This window comes from Nonomuraea sp. NPDC005692 (genome assembly GCF_040631115.1).
In the GTDB taxonomy this organism is placed as follows: domain Bacteria; phylum Actinomycetota; class Actinomycetes; order Streptosporangiales; family Streptosporangiaceae; genus Nonomuraea.
Genome location: NZ_JBEXYU010000009.1, coordinates 75,406 through 90,963 on the forward strand (window position 1 = coordinate 75,406; position 15,558 = coordinate 90,963).

The 15,558-nt window shown below is 71.6% G+C and carries 17 protein-coding genes; 6 read left to right on the forward strand and 11 right to left on the reverse strand.

The window, feature by feature from the left end; translation table 11 throughout:
* Positions 1–103: 103 nt before the first annotated feature.
* Complete coding sequence (locus ABZ459_RS20760) at positions 104–1,003, forward strand: LysR family transcriptional regulator (RefSeq protein WP_357972267.1); 900 nt, start codon at positions 104–106, stop codon at positions 1,001–1,003.
* An 11-nt stretch (positions 1,004–1,014) separates the two neighbouring features.
* Here the strand turns inward: ABZ459_RS20760 and ABZ459_RS20765 are convergent, their stop codons facing one another.
* A complete protein-coding gene (locus ABZ459_RS20765; RefSeq protein WP_357972270.1) occupies positions 1,015–1,995 on the reverse strand; it encodes a pyridoxal-phosphate dependent enzyme in 981 nt (326 codons plus the stop codon).
* Positions 1,996–2,120: 125 nt separating this feature from the next.
* Here ABZ459_RS20765 and ABZ459_RS20770 point away from each other — a divergent pair, with 125 nt between their 5' ends.
* The 4 genes from ABZ459_RS20770 (at position 2,121) to ABZ459_RS20785 (ending at position 5,865) form a co-directional block, all read left to right on the forward strand.
* On the forward strand, positions 2,121–3,233 hold the full coding sequence (locus ABZ459_RS20770) for a hypothetical protein (protein ID WP_357972273.1): 1,113 nt from the start codon (positions 2,121–2,123) through the stop codon (positions 3,231–3,233).
* A 47-nt stretch (positions 3,234–3,280) separates the two neighbouring features.
* On the forward strand, positions 3,281–3,694 hold the full coding sequence (locus tag ABZ459_RS20775) for an SRPBCC family protein (protein WP_357972276.1): 414 nt from the start codon (positions 3,281–3,283) through the stop codon (positions 3,692–3,694).
* A gap of 151 nt (positions 3,695–3,845) precedes the next feature.
* The gene (locus ABZ459_RS20780) at positions 3,846–4,535 is read left to right on the forward strand and encodes a GNAT family N-acetyltransferase (RefSeq protein ID WP_357972279.1); all 690 of its coding nucleotides are present in this window, start codon (positions 3,846–3,848) and stop codon (positions 4,533–4,535) included.
* 103 nt (positions 4,536–4,638) lie between these two features.
* Positions 4,639–5,865, forward strand: coding sequence for an MFS transporter (locus ABZ459_RS20785; RefSeq protein ID WP_357972282.1), 1,227 nt, complete (start codon positions 4,639–4,641; stop codon positions 5,863–5,865).
* A 23-nt stretch (positions 5,866–5,888) separates the two neighbouring features.
* Here ABZ459_RS20785 and ABZ459_RS20790 read toward each other — a convergent pair whose 3' ends face one another.
* Positions 5,889–6,215, reverse strand: coding sequence for a DUF3140 domain-containing protein (locus tag ABZ459_RS20790; RefSeq protein WP_357972285.1), 327 nt, complete (start codon positions 6,213–6,215; stop codon positions 5,889–5,891).
* Entirely contained in the window at positions 6,212–6,451 is a 240-nt protein-coding gene (locus ABZ459_RS20795; protein WP_357972288.1) for a DUF2945 domain-containing protein, read from the reverse strand. Before ABZ459_RS20795 ends, ABZ459_RS20790 begins: the two co-directional genes overlap by 4 nt.
* Before the next feature lie 171 nt (positions 6,452–6,622).
* Between ABZ459_RS20795 and gdhA the strand changes: the two genes are divergently transcribed.
* Positions 6,623–7,963, forward strand: coding sequence for an NADP-specific glutamate dehydrogenase (gene gdhA, locus ABZ459_RS20800; protein WP_357972290.1), 1,341 nt, complete (start codon positions 6,623–6,625; stop codon positions 7,961–7,963).
* Between the two features lie 58 nt (positions 7,964–8,021).
* Here the strand turns inward: gdhA and ABZ459_RS20805 are convergent, their stop codons facing one another.
* The 8 genes from ABZ459_RS20805 to ABZ459_RS20840 all read right to left on the reverse strand — a co-directional run bounded on the left by ABZ459_RS20805 (position 8,022) and on the right by ABZ459_RS20840 (position 15,500).
* Positions 8,022–8,435: a hypothetical protein gene (locus ABZ459_RS20805; RefSeq protein WP_357972293.1), complete on the reverse strand. Its 414-nt coding sequence runs from the start codon at positions 8,433–8,435 to the stop codon at positions 8,022–8,024.
* A gap of 24 nt (positions 8,436–8,459) precedes the next feature.
* Positions 8,460–9,206, reverse strand: coding sequence for an alpha/beta hydrolase (locus ABZ459_RS20810; RefSeq protein ID WP_357972296.1), 747 nt, complete (start codon positions 9,204–9,206; stop codon positions 8,460–8,462).
* A 21-nt stretch (positions 9,207–9,227) separates the two neighbouring features.
* Positions 9,228–10,181, reverse strand: coding sequence for a hypothetical protein (locus tag ABZ459_RS20815; RefSeq protein ID WP_357972299.1), 954 nt, complete (start codon positions 10,179–10,181; stop codon positions 9,228–9,230).
* A complete protein-coding gene (locus ABZ459_RS20820; RefSeq protein ID WP_357972302.1) occupies positions 10,178–10,642 on the reverse strand; it encodes a helix-turn-helix transcriptional regulator in 465 nt (154 codons plus the stop codon). Before ABZ459_RS20820 ends, ABZ459_RS20815 begins: the two co-directional genes overlap by 4 nt.
* Positions 10,643–10,722: 80 nt before the next feature.
* Positions 10,723–12,471, reverse strand: coding sequence for a bifunctional metallophosphatase/5'-nucleotidase (locus ABZ459_RS20825; protein ID WP_357972305.1), 1,749 nt, complete (start codon positions 12,469–12,471; stop codon positions 10,723–10,725).
* Positions 12,472–12,517: 46 nt separating this feature from the next.
* Positions 12,518–13,327, reverse strand: a complete 810-nt coding sequence (locus tag ABZ459_RS20830; protein WP_357972308.1) for a carbohydrate ABC transporter permease — start codon at positions 13,325–13,327, stop codon at positions 12,518–12,520.
* The gene (locus ABZ459_RS20835; RefSeq protein ID WP_357972311.1) at positions 13,320–14,249 is read right to left on the reverse strand and encodes a sugar ABC transporter permease; all 930 of its coding nucleotides are present in this window, start codon (positions 14,247–14,249) and stop codon (positions 13,320–13,322) included. The genes ABZ459_RS20830 and ABZ459_RS20835 overlap by 8 nt, the downstream gene beginning before the upstream one ends.
* Before the next feature lie 3 nt (positions 14,250–14,252).
* Positions 14,253–15,500, reverse strand: a complete 1,248-nt coding sequence (locus tag ABZ459_RS20840; RefSeq protein WP_357972314.1) for a sugar ABC transporter substrate-binding protein — start codon at positions 15,498–15,500, stop codon at positions 14,253–14,255.
* Positions 15,501–15,558: the final 58 nt, after the last annotated feature.

Sequence of the window (15,558 nt, forward strand, 5' to 3'; positions counted from 1 at the left end):
GGGGTCCTCCTCATGTCCGTCCTGGTGAAACGCCTCCGACGCTATGGCTCCCGGGTTATCTTGTCCAAGATCTATATTGCTATGGTGTTATGCGTTGGGAGGCATGATGGATCTGAACGCGCTCCGCCAGTTCCTGGTGGTGGCCCGGCTCGAACACCTCAGCGCCGCCGCCGAGGAGCTGCGCGTCGCGCAGCCGTCCCTGAGTCGGACGATCGCGCGGCTGGAGAGCGAGCTGGGCACGCCACTGTTCGACCGCGGCGGCCGGCTCCGGCTCAACGGCGCGGGCATGCTGTTCCGCGGTTTCGTCGAACGGGCGCTCGGCGAGCTCGACGCCGGACGGCGAGCCGTCGCCGAGGCCGCCGGCGAGGGTTTCGGCACCGTACGCCTGGCCTCGGAGACCTTCCTGACCCTCACCGGGCCGCTCGCGGCCTACAAGCGCGCCCATCCCTCCGTCGAGATCGAGCTCCACTGGGCCCCCGCCGACGACATGACCCGCCGCCTGCGCGCCCAGGAGTTCGACCTGTGCGTCGCCTCCCAGCCGATCCACACCGACGGGCTGGAGGCGGCCGAGCTGCTGGACGAGCCGGTCGGGCTGGCCACCTCGCTCGACCACCCGCTGGCCGGCCGTACGTCGGTGACCATCGACGAGCTGGCCGACCAGCCCTTCGTCACCGCCCGCAAGGGACACTGGCAACGCCGGCTGCTCGACCGGCTCTTCGCCGCCAGGGGCCGCACGCCGCGGATCGTCTGCGAGGGTGACGAGCCCAGCGCCATCGCCGACCTGATCAGCACGGGGCTGGGCATCGGGCTCGTCCCGTCGCTCGCCCGCCGCTCCACCACCCGCGCCCCGCTCACCTGGGTGGACGTCGACGACCCCGACTGCCGCCGTACGCTCACCCTGTTCTGGGGCGCCGACAGCCACCTGTCCACCGCCGCCCGCCTGATGCGCACCACGATCACCAGCTGGGACTGGCTGGCCGGCGAACCCCAGGAGAAACGCTGAGCGGTCGTGGGCTACGGCGGGGGCGGAATGGGCGCGCCGATCCAGCGGCGGTAGGCGTCCATGTCGACGTTGGCGCCGCAGACGATGGTGACCACGTGCCGCCCGGCGAAGCGCTCGCGGTCCTCGAGGATCGCCGCGACGCCCAGCGCGGCCGACGGCTCCACGACCAGACCGGCGTGGTCGAGGAGCATCCGCAGGCCGGCCACGATCGACTCCTCCCGCACCAGGACGGCGTCGTCGGCGACCAGGAGGAGGTCGTCGAGGACGACCGGGATCGGACGCCGGCCCGCGACGCCGTCGGCGATGGTGCGGGTCGGGCCGGTGGTGACGACGCGCCGCCGCCGCCACGAGCGGGTCATCGCGGGGGCGCCCAGCGGCTGGACGCAGATCACCTCGACGCCGGGCGCGAGCTCCTTCAGCACGTGCCCCACGCCGGTGGCCAGCGCCCCGCCGCCCAGGGCGATCAGCACGGCGTCGTACGACGGCACGGCCCCGGCCAGTTCCAGGCCGATGGTCGCCGCGCCCTCGCAGGTCTCGACGTCGAGGCTGTCCTCGACCAGCCGGATGCCGTCGTGCCCGGCCATGGCCGCCGCCCGCGCGCGGGCCAGGTCGAAGTCGCCGTCCACGAGCTCCAGCCCGGCGTCGAGGGCGCGGATGCGGTCGAGCTTGGCGGCGGGCGCGGAACGGGGGGCCACGACGGTGACGTCGAGCCCCCGCCGGCGGCCGGACCAGGCGAGGGCCTGGCCGAGGTTGCCCGCGCTGGCGCACACCACGGCCCGCGCGCCGCCGTCGGCGAGCAGGCTTGCGACCAGCTCCGTGCCGCGGGCCTTGAAGCTGCGCACCGGGTTCGCCGTCTCCAGCTTGACGCTCACCGCGCACCCGAGGTGGGGCTCCAGCGCCGGGCAGGGGAACAGCGGGGTGTCGAGGAACATGGGGTCGATCATCGGGCGTGCCGCCCGGATCCGAGCAGTGTCGAGCCGCGTCTCCCGCACGGCACAGGAGCGTAGCAACGGCGGGGCCACGAGAATCCGGACACGCGGCGCGACCGTCCGTACACTTTCTGTCGCTGGTCTGCGTGGCCTTACGGCCCGGTCAAGAGAGGGCGGGGTGGGGAGCGATGAGCGAGGTCCACGACGGCGGGCCGCCGCCGGGCGCCGCGGAGGCCACCGGCCCGGAGTCGGTGACCTGTCACGAGGACCTGGTGCGGCTGCTGGCCGAGCAGTTCGCCCGGGCCGACGTGTCGCTGCGGGAGTTGCAGGCGCGGGCCGACAGGTCGGGCGGCGCCCGGTTGCCGCGCAGCACGTGCGCCGACATGCTGGCCGGTCGGCGCTTTCCCAAGAAGGCGGTCATGGTGGCGTTCCTGCGGGGGTGCCGCGTGCCCGACCACCAGCTCCCCGCGTGGGAGCGGGCCTGGGACCGGGTGCGGATCAGCCGGCTGCCCGCCGGGGCCTGGGACGATCGCGGCCCCCAGACGTCCGACGGCTCGCAGGCGTCCGGCGGCTCGCAGGCGTCCGGCGGCTCGCAGGCGTCCGGCGGCCCGGCACCCGCCGTGCCCGGCCCGGCAGGACCGGTCCTGCCGGGCCGGGCAGCGTCGGTCCTGGGCGGCGGCGGGCCGCGGCGGGCCGTGCTGTTCGCCGGGATCGCCGTGCCGGTGGCCGCCGCGCTGGCCCTGGCCGTCGTCGTCGCCCTGCGGCTGACGGGACGGCCCGAGCCGCCCCCCGAAGGCGCGTCCGGCCAGGCCGTGGACCCCGGCCACATCGTCACCGACGACGGCCGCGCGTTCCCCCGAGGCGGGTCGAGCCGGTTCACCGTGAGCGTCAGCCCGGCCAACACCGGCGTACGGCTGACTCGCCGGCTCGACGCCGGCGTCGGCCTGCAGGACGCGACCGTCACCGTCGACGGCGCGCCGGCGGCACGGTGGCGGCCGCTGCTGGAGGACGCCGTCCACAAGTGGCGGAACCAGATCGTCGATCTTCCGCCGGGGCTGACGGCGGGACGGCGCGCGCTCACCATCGTCAACACGTGTGTGTCCGACTCGGGGTTCAACGAGTTCCTCTACACCGTGGAGCACCGGATCAACGGCGTCTGGTCGGTCGCCGACCGGGTCGACGTGGGCCCCGACCATCCCGCGAGCGAGGCCGCGCACGACTACCGCGTCGTGCGCGGCGACTGGGCCCACCACCAGACCTTCGCCTACCCGCCGCGAAGGGAGGACTGGGACGTTCGCTAACATAGCGAAGTACTTCTTTATGAAGTACGTAAAGAAAAGGATCCCCCATGGCCTCCATCCGGCACGAAGTCGTCATCGACGCCTCCCCCGACCACATCTGGGACGTCCTGCGTGACGTCGGAGCCGTGCACGAACGACTGCTCCCGGGCCGCGTCGCGGACACCCGGCTGGACGGCGACCAGCGGTTCCTGACGTTCCCCGACGGGCACGTGATCCGCGAGCTGATCGTGGCGATCGACGACGACGCCCGCCGCCTGGCCTACGCGGTCGTGGAGGGCGCCAGGCCGCCGCTGGCCCACCATCACGCCTCCTTCGAGGTCCGCCCGGAGGGCGAGGGGGCCGGCCGGCTGATCTGGATCACCGACGTGCTGCCCGACGCGCGCGCCGCCGAGGTCGGCCTGCGGATGCGGTACGGCGCGGCGGAGATGAGGCAGGCGATCGAGGCCACGTCCCACCACTGACCCACCGCCGCCCTACCGCTGCCCCGGCACAGGGCCCGGCACAGGGCCCGGCACAGGAGCACCGGTGCGAGGTCACTAGGATGACCGGCGCCGGACGACCTCCCGTCCCTCCAGCCGGCTCCCCCGCACCACCCGAGAGGCGCACACCACGATGGCGGACCGCGACGCCACCCCGCTCGACGACCCGGTCGCCGCGTCACTGCGCGGCCGGCACGCGCACCTCGCCCGGCGGCTCGGCGCGGCGGCCACGTACCGGGCGGAGGTGGCGACCTTCTCCTCGGTCCCGGCCGAGCCGGACGAGCGGGCGTGGGCCGACCTGGCCCGGCTGCTCGGGCCGGGCGAGCTGGCCGACCTGTTCAGCTCCCCGGCGACCCCGCCGTCCGGCTGGGAGCCGGTGTTCGCCCTCGACGGCCGCCAGCTGATCTGGGGCGACGACCGCATCCCCGCCGCCCCCGGCGACGTCACCGAACTGGGCGCGGACGACGTCCCGGACATGCTCGACCTCGTCGCCAGGACGCGACCTGGGCCGTTCTGGGCGCGTACCCGCGAGATGGGCGCCTACCTCGGCGTCTTCGACGGCGGAAAGCTGGTCGCGATGGCGGGCGAGCGGCTGCGGCCACCGGGCTGGACCGAGATCAGCGCCGTGTGCACCGCGCCCGAGGCACGCGGCCGGGGCCACGCGGCCCGCCTGGTCGGCGCGCTCGTCGCGCGGATCGTGGCCCGCGGCGAGCGTCCGTTCCTGCACGTGGCCGAGGCGAACACCGGCGCGATCGCCCTCTACGAGCGGCTCGGCTTCCGCACCCGCAGGACCGTGACCTTCCGGGGTTTCCGCACCCCGTGACGGCCCCGGGGCGTCCTGGGAAGGCCGCGGGGGCGGGCGCTCCGGGCCCTGGCGGAAAAACGCGTTGCCCCGGACGCTCGGTGAAACGTATGGTTTTGCGCTCGTGGTCACAGTGGTGGAGCGGGTCCTGCCGGCCCGGCTGGGGACAGGGTTCCGATGGTTGCTGGCGTCGAGCTGGCTGACGAATCTCGGTGACGGGATCGCGGCCGCCGCCGGCCCGCTGCTGATCGCGACGCTGACCCGCGACCCCCTGATGATCTCGCTGTCCGCCCTGGTGAGCTGGGCGCCGCCGCTGATGTTCAGCCTGTACGCCGGCGTCCTGTCCGACCGGTACGACCGCCGCAGGATCGTGCTGGCCGCGAACGCCGTACGCGCCGTGGTGCTGGCGGCGCTCGTCGTGCTCATGGCGACCGGCACCGTGACCGTGGCGACGGCGCTGGCGGCGCTCACGCTCCGGTCCATCGCCGAGGTGTTCGCCGACAACGCGACCTCCACCCTGACGCCCATGATGGTCGCCAGGGACGACCTGATCGTCGCCAACGCCCGCCTCGGCACCGGGTTCATCACGCTCAACCAGCTCGCCGGGCCGCCGATCGGCGCGGCGCTGTTCGGGCTGGGTCTGACCTGGCCGTTCGCGAGCCAGCTGCTCCTGGTGCTGGCGGGGATGGTCCTGGTCTCCCGGATCGCGCTGCCGCCGCGGGCCCGGCCGGACGACGCTCGGCGCCCGAACACCGTGCGCGAGCTCGTCGCCGGGTTCAGCTGGACCGTGCGGCACCCGGCGGTGCGCACGCTGGCGCTCACCATCCTGATCTTCAACTTCACCTTCGGCGCGGCCTGGTCGGTCCTCGTCCTCTACACCCAGGAGCAGCTCGGCCTCGGCGCGATGGGGTTCGGGCTGATGACCACCATCGGCGGCATCGGCGGCCTGATCGGCACCGGCCTGTACGGGACCATCACCCGCAGGGTCAGCCTCGGCGCCTTGATGCGGATCGGGCTCATCATCGAGACGTTCACCCACCTGGGCCTGGCCCTGACCCGTTCGCCGTGGGTCGCCGGAGCCATCTTCCTGGTCTTCGGCGCGCACGCCTTCATCTGGGGCACCACCTCGGGCACCGTCCGCCAGCGCGCGGTCCCGCAGGAGCTGCAGGGGCGGGTGGGCAGCGTCAACACCGTCTGCGTCTACGCCGGCCTGGTGGTCGGCTCGTTGATCGGCGGCGTGCTGGCCACCCGTTTCGGCGTCGCGGCGCCCTTCTGGTTCGCCTTCGCCGGTTCGGCGGTGTTCGTGGTGCTGCTGTGGCGGCAGCTCATGCTCATCGCCCACGACGACTGAGCAGCGGGCGCCGCTCGTCCGCCTCACTTGAGCGGGTCGTGCCCCCAGTTCATCAGTGAGTAGCGCCACCGGGTCTCCCGGACGTCACCGGACGGGCGCTGCGCCAGGTGCCGGCGGATGTAGCCGATCACCTTGGTCATGTGCTCGTAGTCGTGGCCGGTCCAGGACGATCTGCCCTTGCGGAGGAGCCGGACGATCTCGCGGCCGGAGGCGTGGCCGGTCGACTCGCCGCCGTCCTGCTTCTGGCCGACCTCCTTCGACTCCGCGGACTCCAGCCAGCGTTCCAGCTCGTGCGCGGTCATGTTGACGGCCTGGCCGAACTCGGCCGCCACGTCCCGGTCGCCGCTCACTTCGCGCCCTTGTCCTTGCCCTTGCGCAGGGCGGACGGCTTGTGCACGGCCTCGCGCCCGCTCTTGTCGCTGCGCACGACGTACTGCGGGTCGTCGGGCGAGGCCGCCACGGTACGGCCGGCCTCCTTCGTCCTCTTGGTGATCTTCTTCTCCACCTTGCCGCGGGCCGTGGACCCGTGGCTCTTCCAGGAGACCTCGTCACCCACGGACGGATCGTCCTTGCGCTTGCCGGTCATACGAACCGCGCTACCCCGCCCTTCTCCCACACTCGGTCAGGCGGGCAAACCTTCCTTTACCGGCGCCGTCCTGGCGCCGCCGCCGGTGTCCTCGGGGCGGGGCGGCTGCTGCTCACACGTGGCCGAATCGTAAAGTGAGCACGATTGCACCAGTGATGTAGGGAGCCCTTCTTGCACGAGAAACTGTCGTCGACCTACGACAACGTCCTGCGCCGGAACCCCGGCGAGGTCGAGTTCCACCAGGCGGTGCGTGAGGTGCTCGAAAGCATCGGCCCGGTTCTCGGCAAGCATCCCGAGTACGCAGAATCGAAGATCATCGAGCGGATCTGCGAGCCCGAGCGGCAGATCATCTTCCGCGTGCCGTGGCTGGACGACCGGGGCGAGGTGCAGATCAACCGCGGTTTCCGGGTGGAGTTCAACAGCGCGCTCGGGCCGTACAAGGGCGGGCTGCGCTTCCACCCGTCGGTCTACCTGGGCATCGTCAAGTTCCTCGGGTTCGAGCAGATCTTCAAGAACGGCCTGACCGGCCTGCCCATCGGCGGCGGCAAGGGCGGCTCCGACTTCGACCCCAAGGGCCGCTCCGACCGCGAGGTGATGAGCTTCTGCCAGAGCTTCATGACCGAGCTCTACCGGCACATCGGCGAGTACACCGACGTCCCGGCCGGTGACATCGGCGTCGGCGGACGCGAGATCGGCTACCTGTTCGGCCAGTACAAGCGCATCACCAACCGCTACGAATCCGGCGTGATCACCGGCAAGGGCCTGGTGTACGGCGGCGCCCAGGTACGCACCGAGGCCACCGGCTACGGCTGCACGTTCTTCGTGGAGGAGATGCTCAAGGCCCGCGGCACGTCGTTCGACGGCAAGCGGGTCGTCGTGTCGGGCTCCGGCAACGTGGCCGTCTACACGATCGAGAAGATCGAGCAGCTCGGCGGCGTCGTGGTGGCCTGCTCCGACTCCTCCGGCTACGTGCTCGACGAGAAGGGCATCGACCTTGACCTGCTCAAGCAGGTCAAGCAGGTCGAGCGGGGCCGCCTGGAGGCGTACGCGGAGCGCCGGGGCGAGCAGGCCGTCTTCGTCCCGGACCGCAGCGTGTGGGAGGTGCCCTGCGAGGTGGCGATGCCGTCCGCCACGCAGAACGAGATCACCGGCCGGGACGCCGCGTTCCTGGTCGACAACGGCTTGGTCGCGGTCGGCGAGGGGGCCAACATGCCGACCACTCCGGAGGGCATCAAGGTGTTCCTGGAGGCGGGCGTCGCATTCGGGCCGGGCAAGGCGGCCAACGCGGGCGGGGTGGCGACCAGCGCGCTGGAGATGCAGCAGAACGCCAGCCGCGACTCCTGGACGTTCGAGTTCTCCGAGCGCCGCCTCCAGGAGATCATGCAGGACATCCACGGCCGCTGCCTGCAGACCGCCGACGAGTACGGCATGCCGGGCAACTACGTGGCGGGCGCCAACATCGACGGCTTCCGCCGGGTCGCCGACGCCATGCTCGCGCTGGGCCTCATCTGACCGCGCCGGCACCCCGTCCGCCCTCGCCGGCCCTCGCCGGCGAGGGCCGCGCGAGAGGTCAGTCCGGAGTGCCGGGAGGCAGTTGGTGGTCGGCCCAGACGTAGGTCTCGGGCAGCAGGTCGGCGACGGCGACCGTACGGAGACGGTCGCCCTCGCCCACGATGACCTGGAGGGCCGGGAAGTAGTCCAGCAGGACCTGACGGCAGCGGCCGCACGGCGGGACGACCCCACGCTCCCGGTCCCCCACGGCGACGACCGTGTCCAGCTCGTACGCGCCCTGTGCGGCCGCCGCGCCGATGAGGACCAGCTCGGCGCAGGGCCCGCCGGTGAAGTGGTAGGCGTTCACCGCCGTGACGATCCGGCCGTCGCGGACGCGCGCGGCGGCCGCCATGGTGTGGTTGTCACCCCTGCAGCGAGTGCGGGCGACCTCCGCGGCGGCCTGGACGAGTTCGCGGTCGACGTGCCGGCTCACTGCCCCTCCTCGTGACTTGGCGCGTCAGGCGCGGGTCTGCTCGCGCAGGAACTCGACGATCAGCTCGGTGACCTCGGCCGGCCGTTCCATGCTCGCCAGATGGGCCGCCCAGGGCAGCTCGACGTTACGGGCGGCGGGCAGGTCGGCCTCGGTGTGCCGGAAGTCGGCGACGTCGTGCGCGCCCGACACGGCCAGGCACGGCATCGTCACGGCCGCCGGGTCCACCTGGACCTTGACCGGGCCGACGACCCCCTCGGCGAGCTGAAGCTCGTAGGCGCGAAGCTGCATCTCGTGCACGGCCCGCCCGGCCTCCTCGCCGCCCTCGGGGCCCAGCCAGCGGTCGACCATCAGCTGCGCGGCGCCCGCCAGGTCGCCCGCCTCGACCAGCGCGTCCTCGCGCTCACCGACCGCGCGCAGCTCGGCGCTCGGCTCCCGCCAGGGCAGCGCGGCGGAGAGCAGGATCAGCGCCTCCACCCGCTCGGGGCTGCTCGCGGCGACCTCCAGCGCCACCTTCCCGCCGTAGGAGCAGCCGACCAGGAAGAACCGGTCGATGCCCAGGCTGTCGAGCAGGCCCAGGACGTCGCCGGAGTTGCTGTACGGCTCGGTGGGCAGCGGGCTCTGCCCGAAGCCACGCAGGTCGCACCGGACCACCCGGAACCCGGCGGCGATCAGCGGCTCCCACTGGGGGTCCCACATGCGCCGGTCGCAGACCCCCGCGTGCAGGAGGAGCAGCGCCGGTCCGTCGCCTGCCACGTCATAAGAAATCGTCATCGCGCAGACGTTACCAGTCATTCACTGACCGGTTTGTCCCACACGAGACGGCGCCGGGGCTTTTCCGGCGACCCTGGCCATCCAGGCCGTCACGCCCAGCACCACGGCCGCCAGCACTCCCAGCAGCACCGAGTTCAGCAGGTGGCCGACCCCGGGCAGCCCTCCCACGTGGATGCCGACCATCGGCAGCAGCACCACCAGCGCGCGGCGCCCGACCGGCGACCGCAGCGCCAGCCCAGCGGCCACCGCGGCCAGCGCCCACACGGGCGGAGAGGCCCACCGGGACGAGATCGCCGCCCCGGCGACCGCGCCGGCGAAGAGCACGGCCATCCACCACAGCAGCCGCCGGCCGCCCAGCGGGCCGGGCCCGGGAGAAGGCGCGAGGAGCAGCATCGCCCCGCACAGGACCAGCGGCAGCGCCGACATCGCCATCCCGCCGACGTCGAGCGGCACGCCCCCGATCAGGAGCACCCCGTCGCCGACCACGGTGTACGTGACCGAAGCGGACACGCTGCCCCACACGTGCTCCCCGAGGATCACCAGCGCGTACGCCCACGCGCAGGCGGCCGCCGCGCCGGCCCTCCCGCGCCAGGCCAGCAGCACCACGACCGCGTACGGCAGGGCGAAGGTGAGGATGCGCAGGAACTGCCGGAGCTCGTCGTCCACGAAGGGCGGCTGCCAGGCCGCCGCTGCGAACATGACGGCCCGAGCGAGCGCGCTGAGCAGCAGCGCGACGGGCACGAGGAGGGCGGCGACGTCGACCGCGGCCCGCCACTGAGCGCCCGCCCCGCGCCGCACCCGGATCGCCAGGCCGCCCCGCACCAGGTCGAAGGTGTCCCGCACGCCGGGCCGTCGCCGGCCGGGCCGCGCGCCCGCCAGCAGCACCGCGACCATCTCCTCCTCGTGCAGGGCACGGTGGTCGGCCGGGTACCACCGGGCGAGCAGCCGCCGGCAACGCCGTTCCAGGGACGTCACAACGACCTCCCCGGCCCGCCGAACGCCGCGGACGGCCCGCCGAGCGCCACCGGCAGGCCGCCGAACGCCGCGGACAGCTTGCCGAGCGCCCGCGGTGGGCCGGCGAACGCCGATCCCAGCTCCCCGCGGGACCGCCATGCTGCCCGGCCGCGCAGCCGGGCCGTGGCCGTTTCGGCGTTGTGCCGCAACTGCTCGGCCTCGGCCGCCAGGCGGAGCTCGCCGTCGGACGTCAGCCGGTAGTAGCGCCGCGCCCGCCCGTCGACGACCTCCTCCCGGTCGGCCGCCACCAGCCCTTCGGCCTGGAGCCGGTCGAGGGCGGCGTAGAGGGTGCCGGCCCGCAGCCGCACCCGCTCGCCGGAGATCCGCACGACGTCGGTGATGATGCCGTAGCCGTGCTGCGGCCCGGCCGCGAGCGCGGTCAGGATGAGGAACGTCGGCTCCTGCATTGCTCTGGAAGTCATGCCGACGATATATACCGATGATCTGAGCATGCCGCAACTCCGGGGCGCGGGAGGCCGCGAGGCGCCCCGCGCCCGGAGCCCTACGGCAGCGCCACCGCCCGGTCCAGGGCGGGCGGGGTCACCGGCCCCTGTCGCAGGTAGGCCCGCATGGCCTCGTAGTCGCGGCTGCCGCGCACCGCGTCGGTGTACCCGGCGAAGGCGGTGTAGCCGTCGGCGCCGAGCAGCGTGTACGCCAGCGCCGCGAGCCGGTAGGTCCTGCCGGTGTCGAGCGGCTGCCCGTTGATGACCACGTCGGCGGGGTTGATCCGGTCGCCCACGGGCCGGTTCGGGGAGTAGGAGAAGCGCACGTTCTTCGACACGGCCAGCGGCGCGAACTTCACGGTGCCGTCGGCCTGCGTCTGCCACTGCTGCTCCAGGGCCAGCTCAAGCTGCGAGCCCTTGACCGACACCGTGACCACCGGGTTGGCGTAACCCCACGCGGCCCACGACTCGCCCATGAGCACCTTGCCGTCGGCGTCGGCGGCGTTGGTGCCCTTGGCGAACTTGAGGTCGCCGCGCAGCGAGTTCGAGCCCTTGGTCGGCGCCACGGCCACCATGGCCAGGTCGGCCTTGCCGCCCTCGGTCTGCTGGGAGTCGAAGTACTCCACGTCGGCCACGGTGTTGCCGAGCGTGCTCTGCCCGGTCACGTCGCGGGTCCTGGTGAGGTCGCCGGTGATGGTGCCGTACGGCTTGGCGTAGGTCTCCTTCTGCATGGCGTTCCAGTGGTCGACCAGCTTCACCATGGCGGGGTCGGGGGCGATGTCGCGGGTCACCGGGTGGTTGGCCGCGGTGGTCGCGGTCCTGATGACGTCGCGGGTACGGCGGTCGAGCTTGAGGTTGACCTCGCTGATGAGGCGGCCGTGGTTGGCGGCCTCGACGACCGGGCGGGGGTTGCCCTCGGGGTCGGGGATCGAGCAGTTGAAGTACCAGTGCCAGTGGCCCGTGACGATGGCGTCGATGTCGGGCGAGGCGTTCTTGGCGAAGTCCCAGATGGGCCCGGCCTTCTGGTCCCCGCAGCCGCTGTAGTCCTCGCCGGCCTTGCCGCCCTCGTGCACGTTGGCGACGATGGCCTTGACGCCGCGGCGCTTGAGGATCTCGGCGTACTTGTTGGCCGTCTCCACCAGCGGCAGGTTGTCCAGCGACGGCTGGTAGGAGGTGGAGCCGTCCACGGTGGTGGGCGTGGTCAGGTTGATGAAACCGACGGGGATGCCCTGGAACCGCTTGATCACGTACGGCGGGAGCACCGGGCGGGTGTCGCCCTTCATGGTGATGTTGGCCGTGGAGATGTCGAAGTCGGCGCCCTGGAAGGGCTGCCCGTCGGAGTCGGTGAAGCAGCTGTCGAGCCCGACCTCGCCGAAGCACTCCCCCTTGCCCATGTGGTCGCGCAGGAACTCCAGGGAGCGGTCCAGCTCGTGGTTCCCGACCGTGGTGAACTCCACCTTGATCTTGTTCAGGAACTCGATCGTGGGCTCGTCGGCGTGGTACGACACCTCGGTGGGCCAGCCGCTGAAATTGTCGCCGCTGGAGAAGGTGACCGTGTTCTCGTGCCCCTGCCGGAGCCGGTCGAGATGGGCCGCCAGGTACGGCGCGCCACCCACCACCAGGGTCTTCCCCTGCGGATCCTTGATCGTGCCGTCCGTGGCGTTGCTCTGCGGGGTGATGTAGCCGTGGAAGTCGGTGATCGACAGCAACTGTACGTCCACGGGCTTGGGCGCGGCCAGCGCCGGTGAGGCGGACGAGGCCAGAGTGACGCCTAAGGCGACAATGATCCACTTACGGAACGAAGACACGCATACTCCTAAATAGGGGGATATAGCGGGAGAAAAGACTTGCGGATCAGCCCTTCGAGCCGGTGAACGCGATCCCGGCGATCAGCTGCCGTTGCATGACCACGAAGAGAACGACCACCGGCAGCGAGGCCACGACGGACCCGGCGAAGAGGATGGGGTAGTTGGTCAGGTACTGGCCGCGCAGCGAGGCCAGCCCGGCGGAGAGCGTCATCATCTCCGGATCGGTGTTGACCACCAGCGGCCAGAGCAGGCTGCTCCAGGACCACATGACGGTCAGCAGCCCGAGCGCCAGCAGGCCGGGCCGGACCAGCGGCAACATGATCCACCAGTAGATCTGCAGCGGGTTGGCGCCGTCCAGCCGCGCCGCCTCGTCCAGCTCCTTGGGCAGGGTCTTGAAGAACTGCCGCAGCAGGAACGTGCCGAAGGCGCCGAAGACGCCGGGCGCGATGAGCGCCTGGAGGCTGTTGAGCCACCCGAGCCCCTGCATGATCTCGTACCGCGGCAGCAGGAACAGCTCTCCCGGCACCATCAGCACGGCCAGGAACAACATGAAGACCGGTCCGCGCCCGGGGAAGTCCAGCCGCGCGAAGGCGAAGGCCGCCAGCGAGCACAGCAGCAGCTGCCCGGCCGTCACCGCGACCGTCACGACCACCGTGTTGAGGAACTGCCGCCCGAGCGGCACGGTCCGGAACACGTCGGCGAAGTTGTGCCACTGCCAGGAGGGGACCGCCGTGGGCGGCACCCGCATCGACTCGGTCATGGTCTGCAGCGAGACCACGAGCTGCCAGACGAACGGCATGACCATGATCAGGCCGCCGGTGAGCAGGACCGTGTGCACGATCCAGCGCCTACTCATAGTGGACCCACCGCCTCTGCAGTCGGAACTGGACAGCGGTCAGCATGAGGATCAGGGCCAGCAGCACGACCGCGATCGCGGCGGCGTAGCCGCGGCTGTTCTGCACGAAACCCTGCTCGTAGAAGAGGTAGACGATCGTGCGGCTCCCCGCCAGCGCCGGGCTCTTGGTGTCGATCATGAGGTAGACCAGGTCGAAGACCTGCAGCGCGTTGATCAGCGTGATCACCACGACGAAGAACGTGGTGGGCGTGAGCAGCGGCAGGGTGATGCGGAAGAACTGCCGCAGCCGGCCCGCGCCGTCGATCGAGGCGGCCTCGTAGTAGTGCTTGGGGATGCCCTGCAACCCGGCCAGGAACAACACCGCGTTGTACCCGAGCGAGGTCCAGATCCCGACCACCGCGACCGCGTAGATCGCGAACTCGGGGTCGGACACCCAGTACGGCCCGTCGATCCCGACCAGGCCGAGCACGTAGTTGATCGGCCCGAAGTCGCCGTTGTACAGGTAACGCCAGGTCAGGCCGACGGCCGCGGGCATGGTGACCACCGGCAGGAAGTACAGCGTGCGGTAGAAGCCGAGCCCGCGCAGCCCCGGCACGTTCAGCAGCGCCGCGATCACGATCGACAGCGGCACCCCGATCAGCACGAGCACGGAGTAGAGCAGCGTGTTGCGCAGCGCGCCGGCCATCTCCTCGTCGCTGAAGAGGGCGGCGAAGTTGTCCAGGCCCACCCACGTCTGCCCGCCGAACACACCCGACTCGGTGAAGCTGAGGTAGAGCGTCTGGACGATGGGCCACAGGTAGAACACGGCCAGCCCGAGGGCCATGGGCGCGATCAGCCCGTAACCCCACAGCCAGTCGCGTCGCGACCGCCGCCCCGGCGGGGCCGCCGCCTTGACGGCGGCCCGTTCCTCGGTCAGCACCATCGGCTACTCCTTGGCCAGGATCTCGTTCATCTGCGCGGCGATCTCCTTGGCCGCCTCCGCGGTCGGCCGCTTGCCCGCCCACGCCTCGGCCAGGAGCTTGTTCTGCACGTCCTGCCACTTGGCGGTGTTGAGCGAGACGGGGTACGGCACGCCGTTCGGGATCGAGGCGTCGAAGGCCTCCTTCAGGTGGTAGTCGGGGAAGGCGGCGAACCAGCCGTCCTGGGTGCCGGCCCGCGAGGAGACCGAGGCGCCGCCGGAGTCGCTGAGGATCTTCTCGGCCTCGTCGGAGGAGAGGAACGCGGCGAACTGCGCGGCCTCGGCCGGGTGCTCGCTCTTGGCCGAGACGGAGTTGGCCAGGCCGAGCAGGATGACGGCCTCCTGCGCCGGCCCCTTGGGCAGGGGCGCCACGTCGACCTTGCCGCCGCGCTCGGTGTTGGCCTTGAACGTGGTGGCCAGCCACGAGCCGCCGTAGTACATGGCGTACTTGCCGGTCATGAACAGCTGCACGGGGCTGGTGTCGGTGGTCGCCTGGGCGGGCGGGGCCACCTTGTCCTTGTTGATCATGTCGGTCCAGAACTCCAGGCCCTGGATGGAGCCGGGCTCGTCGAAGCCCGACTTCTTGCCGTCGGCGGAGATGACGTGGCCGCCGGCCTGGATCATCGTCGGGTAGAAGCCGCCCTGGTCCCACAGGGGGGCCAGCAGGCCGTACTGCTTCTTGGCCGGGTCGGTCAGCTTCTTGGCGGCGGCCTTGAGGTCGTCCCAGGTCCAGTCGGCGGTCGGGTACGCGACGCCGCCCTTGTCGAAGAGCTCCTTGTCGTACCAGAGCACGGGGACGCCGACGTCGCGCGGCATGCCGTACAGCTTGCCGTCGTAGCGGTAGCCGTCCACGATGGCCTGCGGGAAGGCGCTGACGTCGGCGTTCTCGAAGGGGGCGATGACGCCGCCCTTGGCGTACATGCGCACGTTGAGGCTGTTCATCCAGAAGACGTCCGGGGCCGCGCCGCCGGTGGCCGCGGTCTGGAGCTTGGTCCAGTACTGGTCCCACGGCGTGATCTCAAGCTTGACCGTGACGTCGGGGTGCTGCTTCTGGAAGGCGTCGATGATCTTCTGGGTGCTGGGCTGGTCGTTCTTCTCCCAGATCGCGTAGCTGATCGTGACTTTTCCTGGCTTGGTGGCGGTGGTGTCGGAGCCGGAGCCACAACCGGCCAGTGTCATCGCCAGGGCGGCGGCGAGTGCCATACGCAGGCGCACGGGCATTTCCTTTTCTCTAGAAGCCGTCGGCGGGCAAGCCGGAGCACGGCGTCGGGGG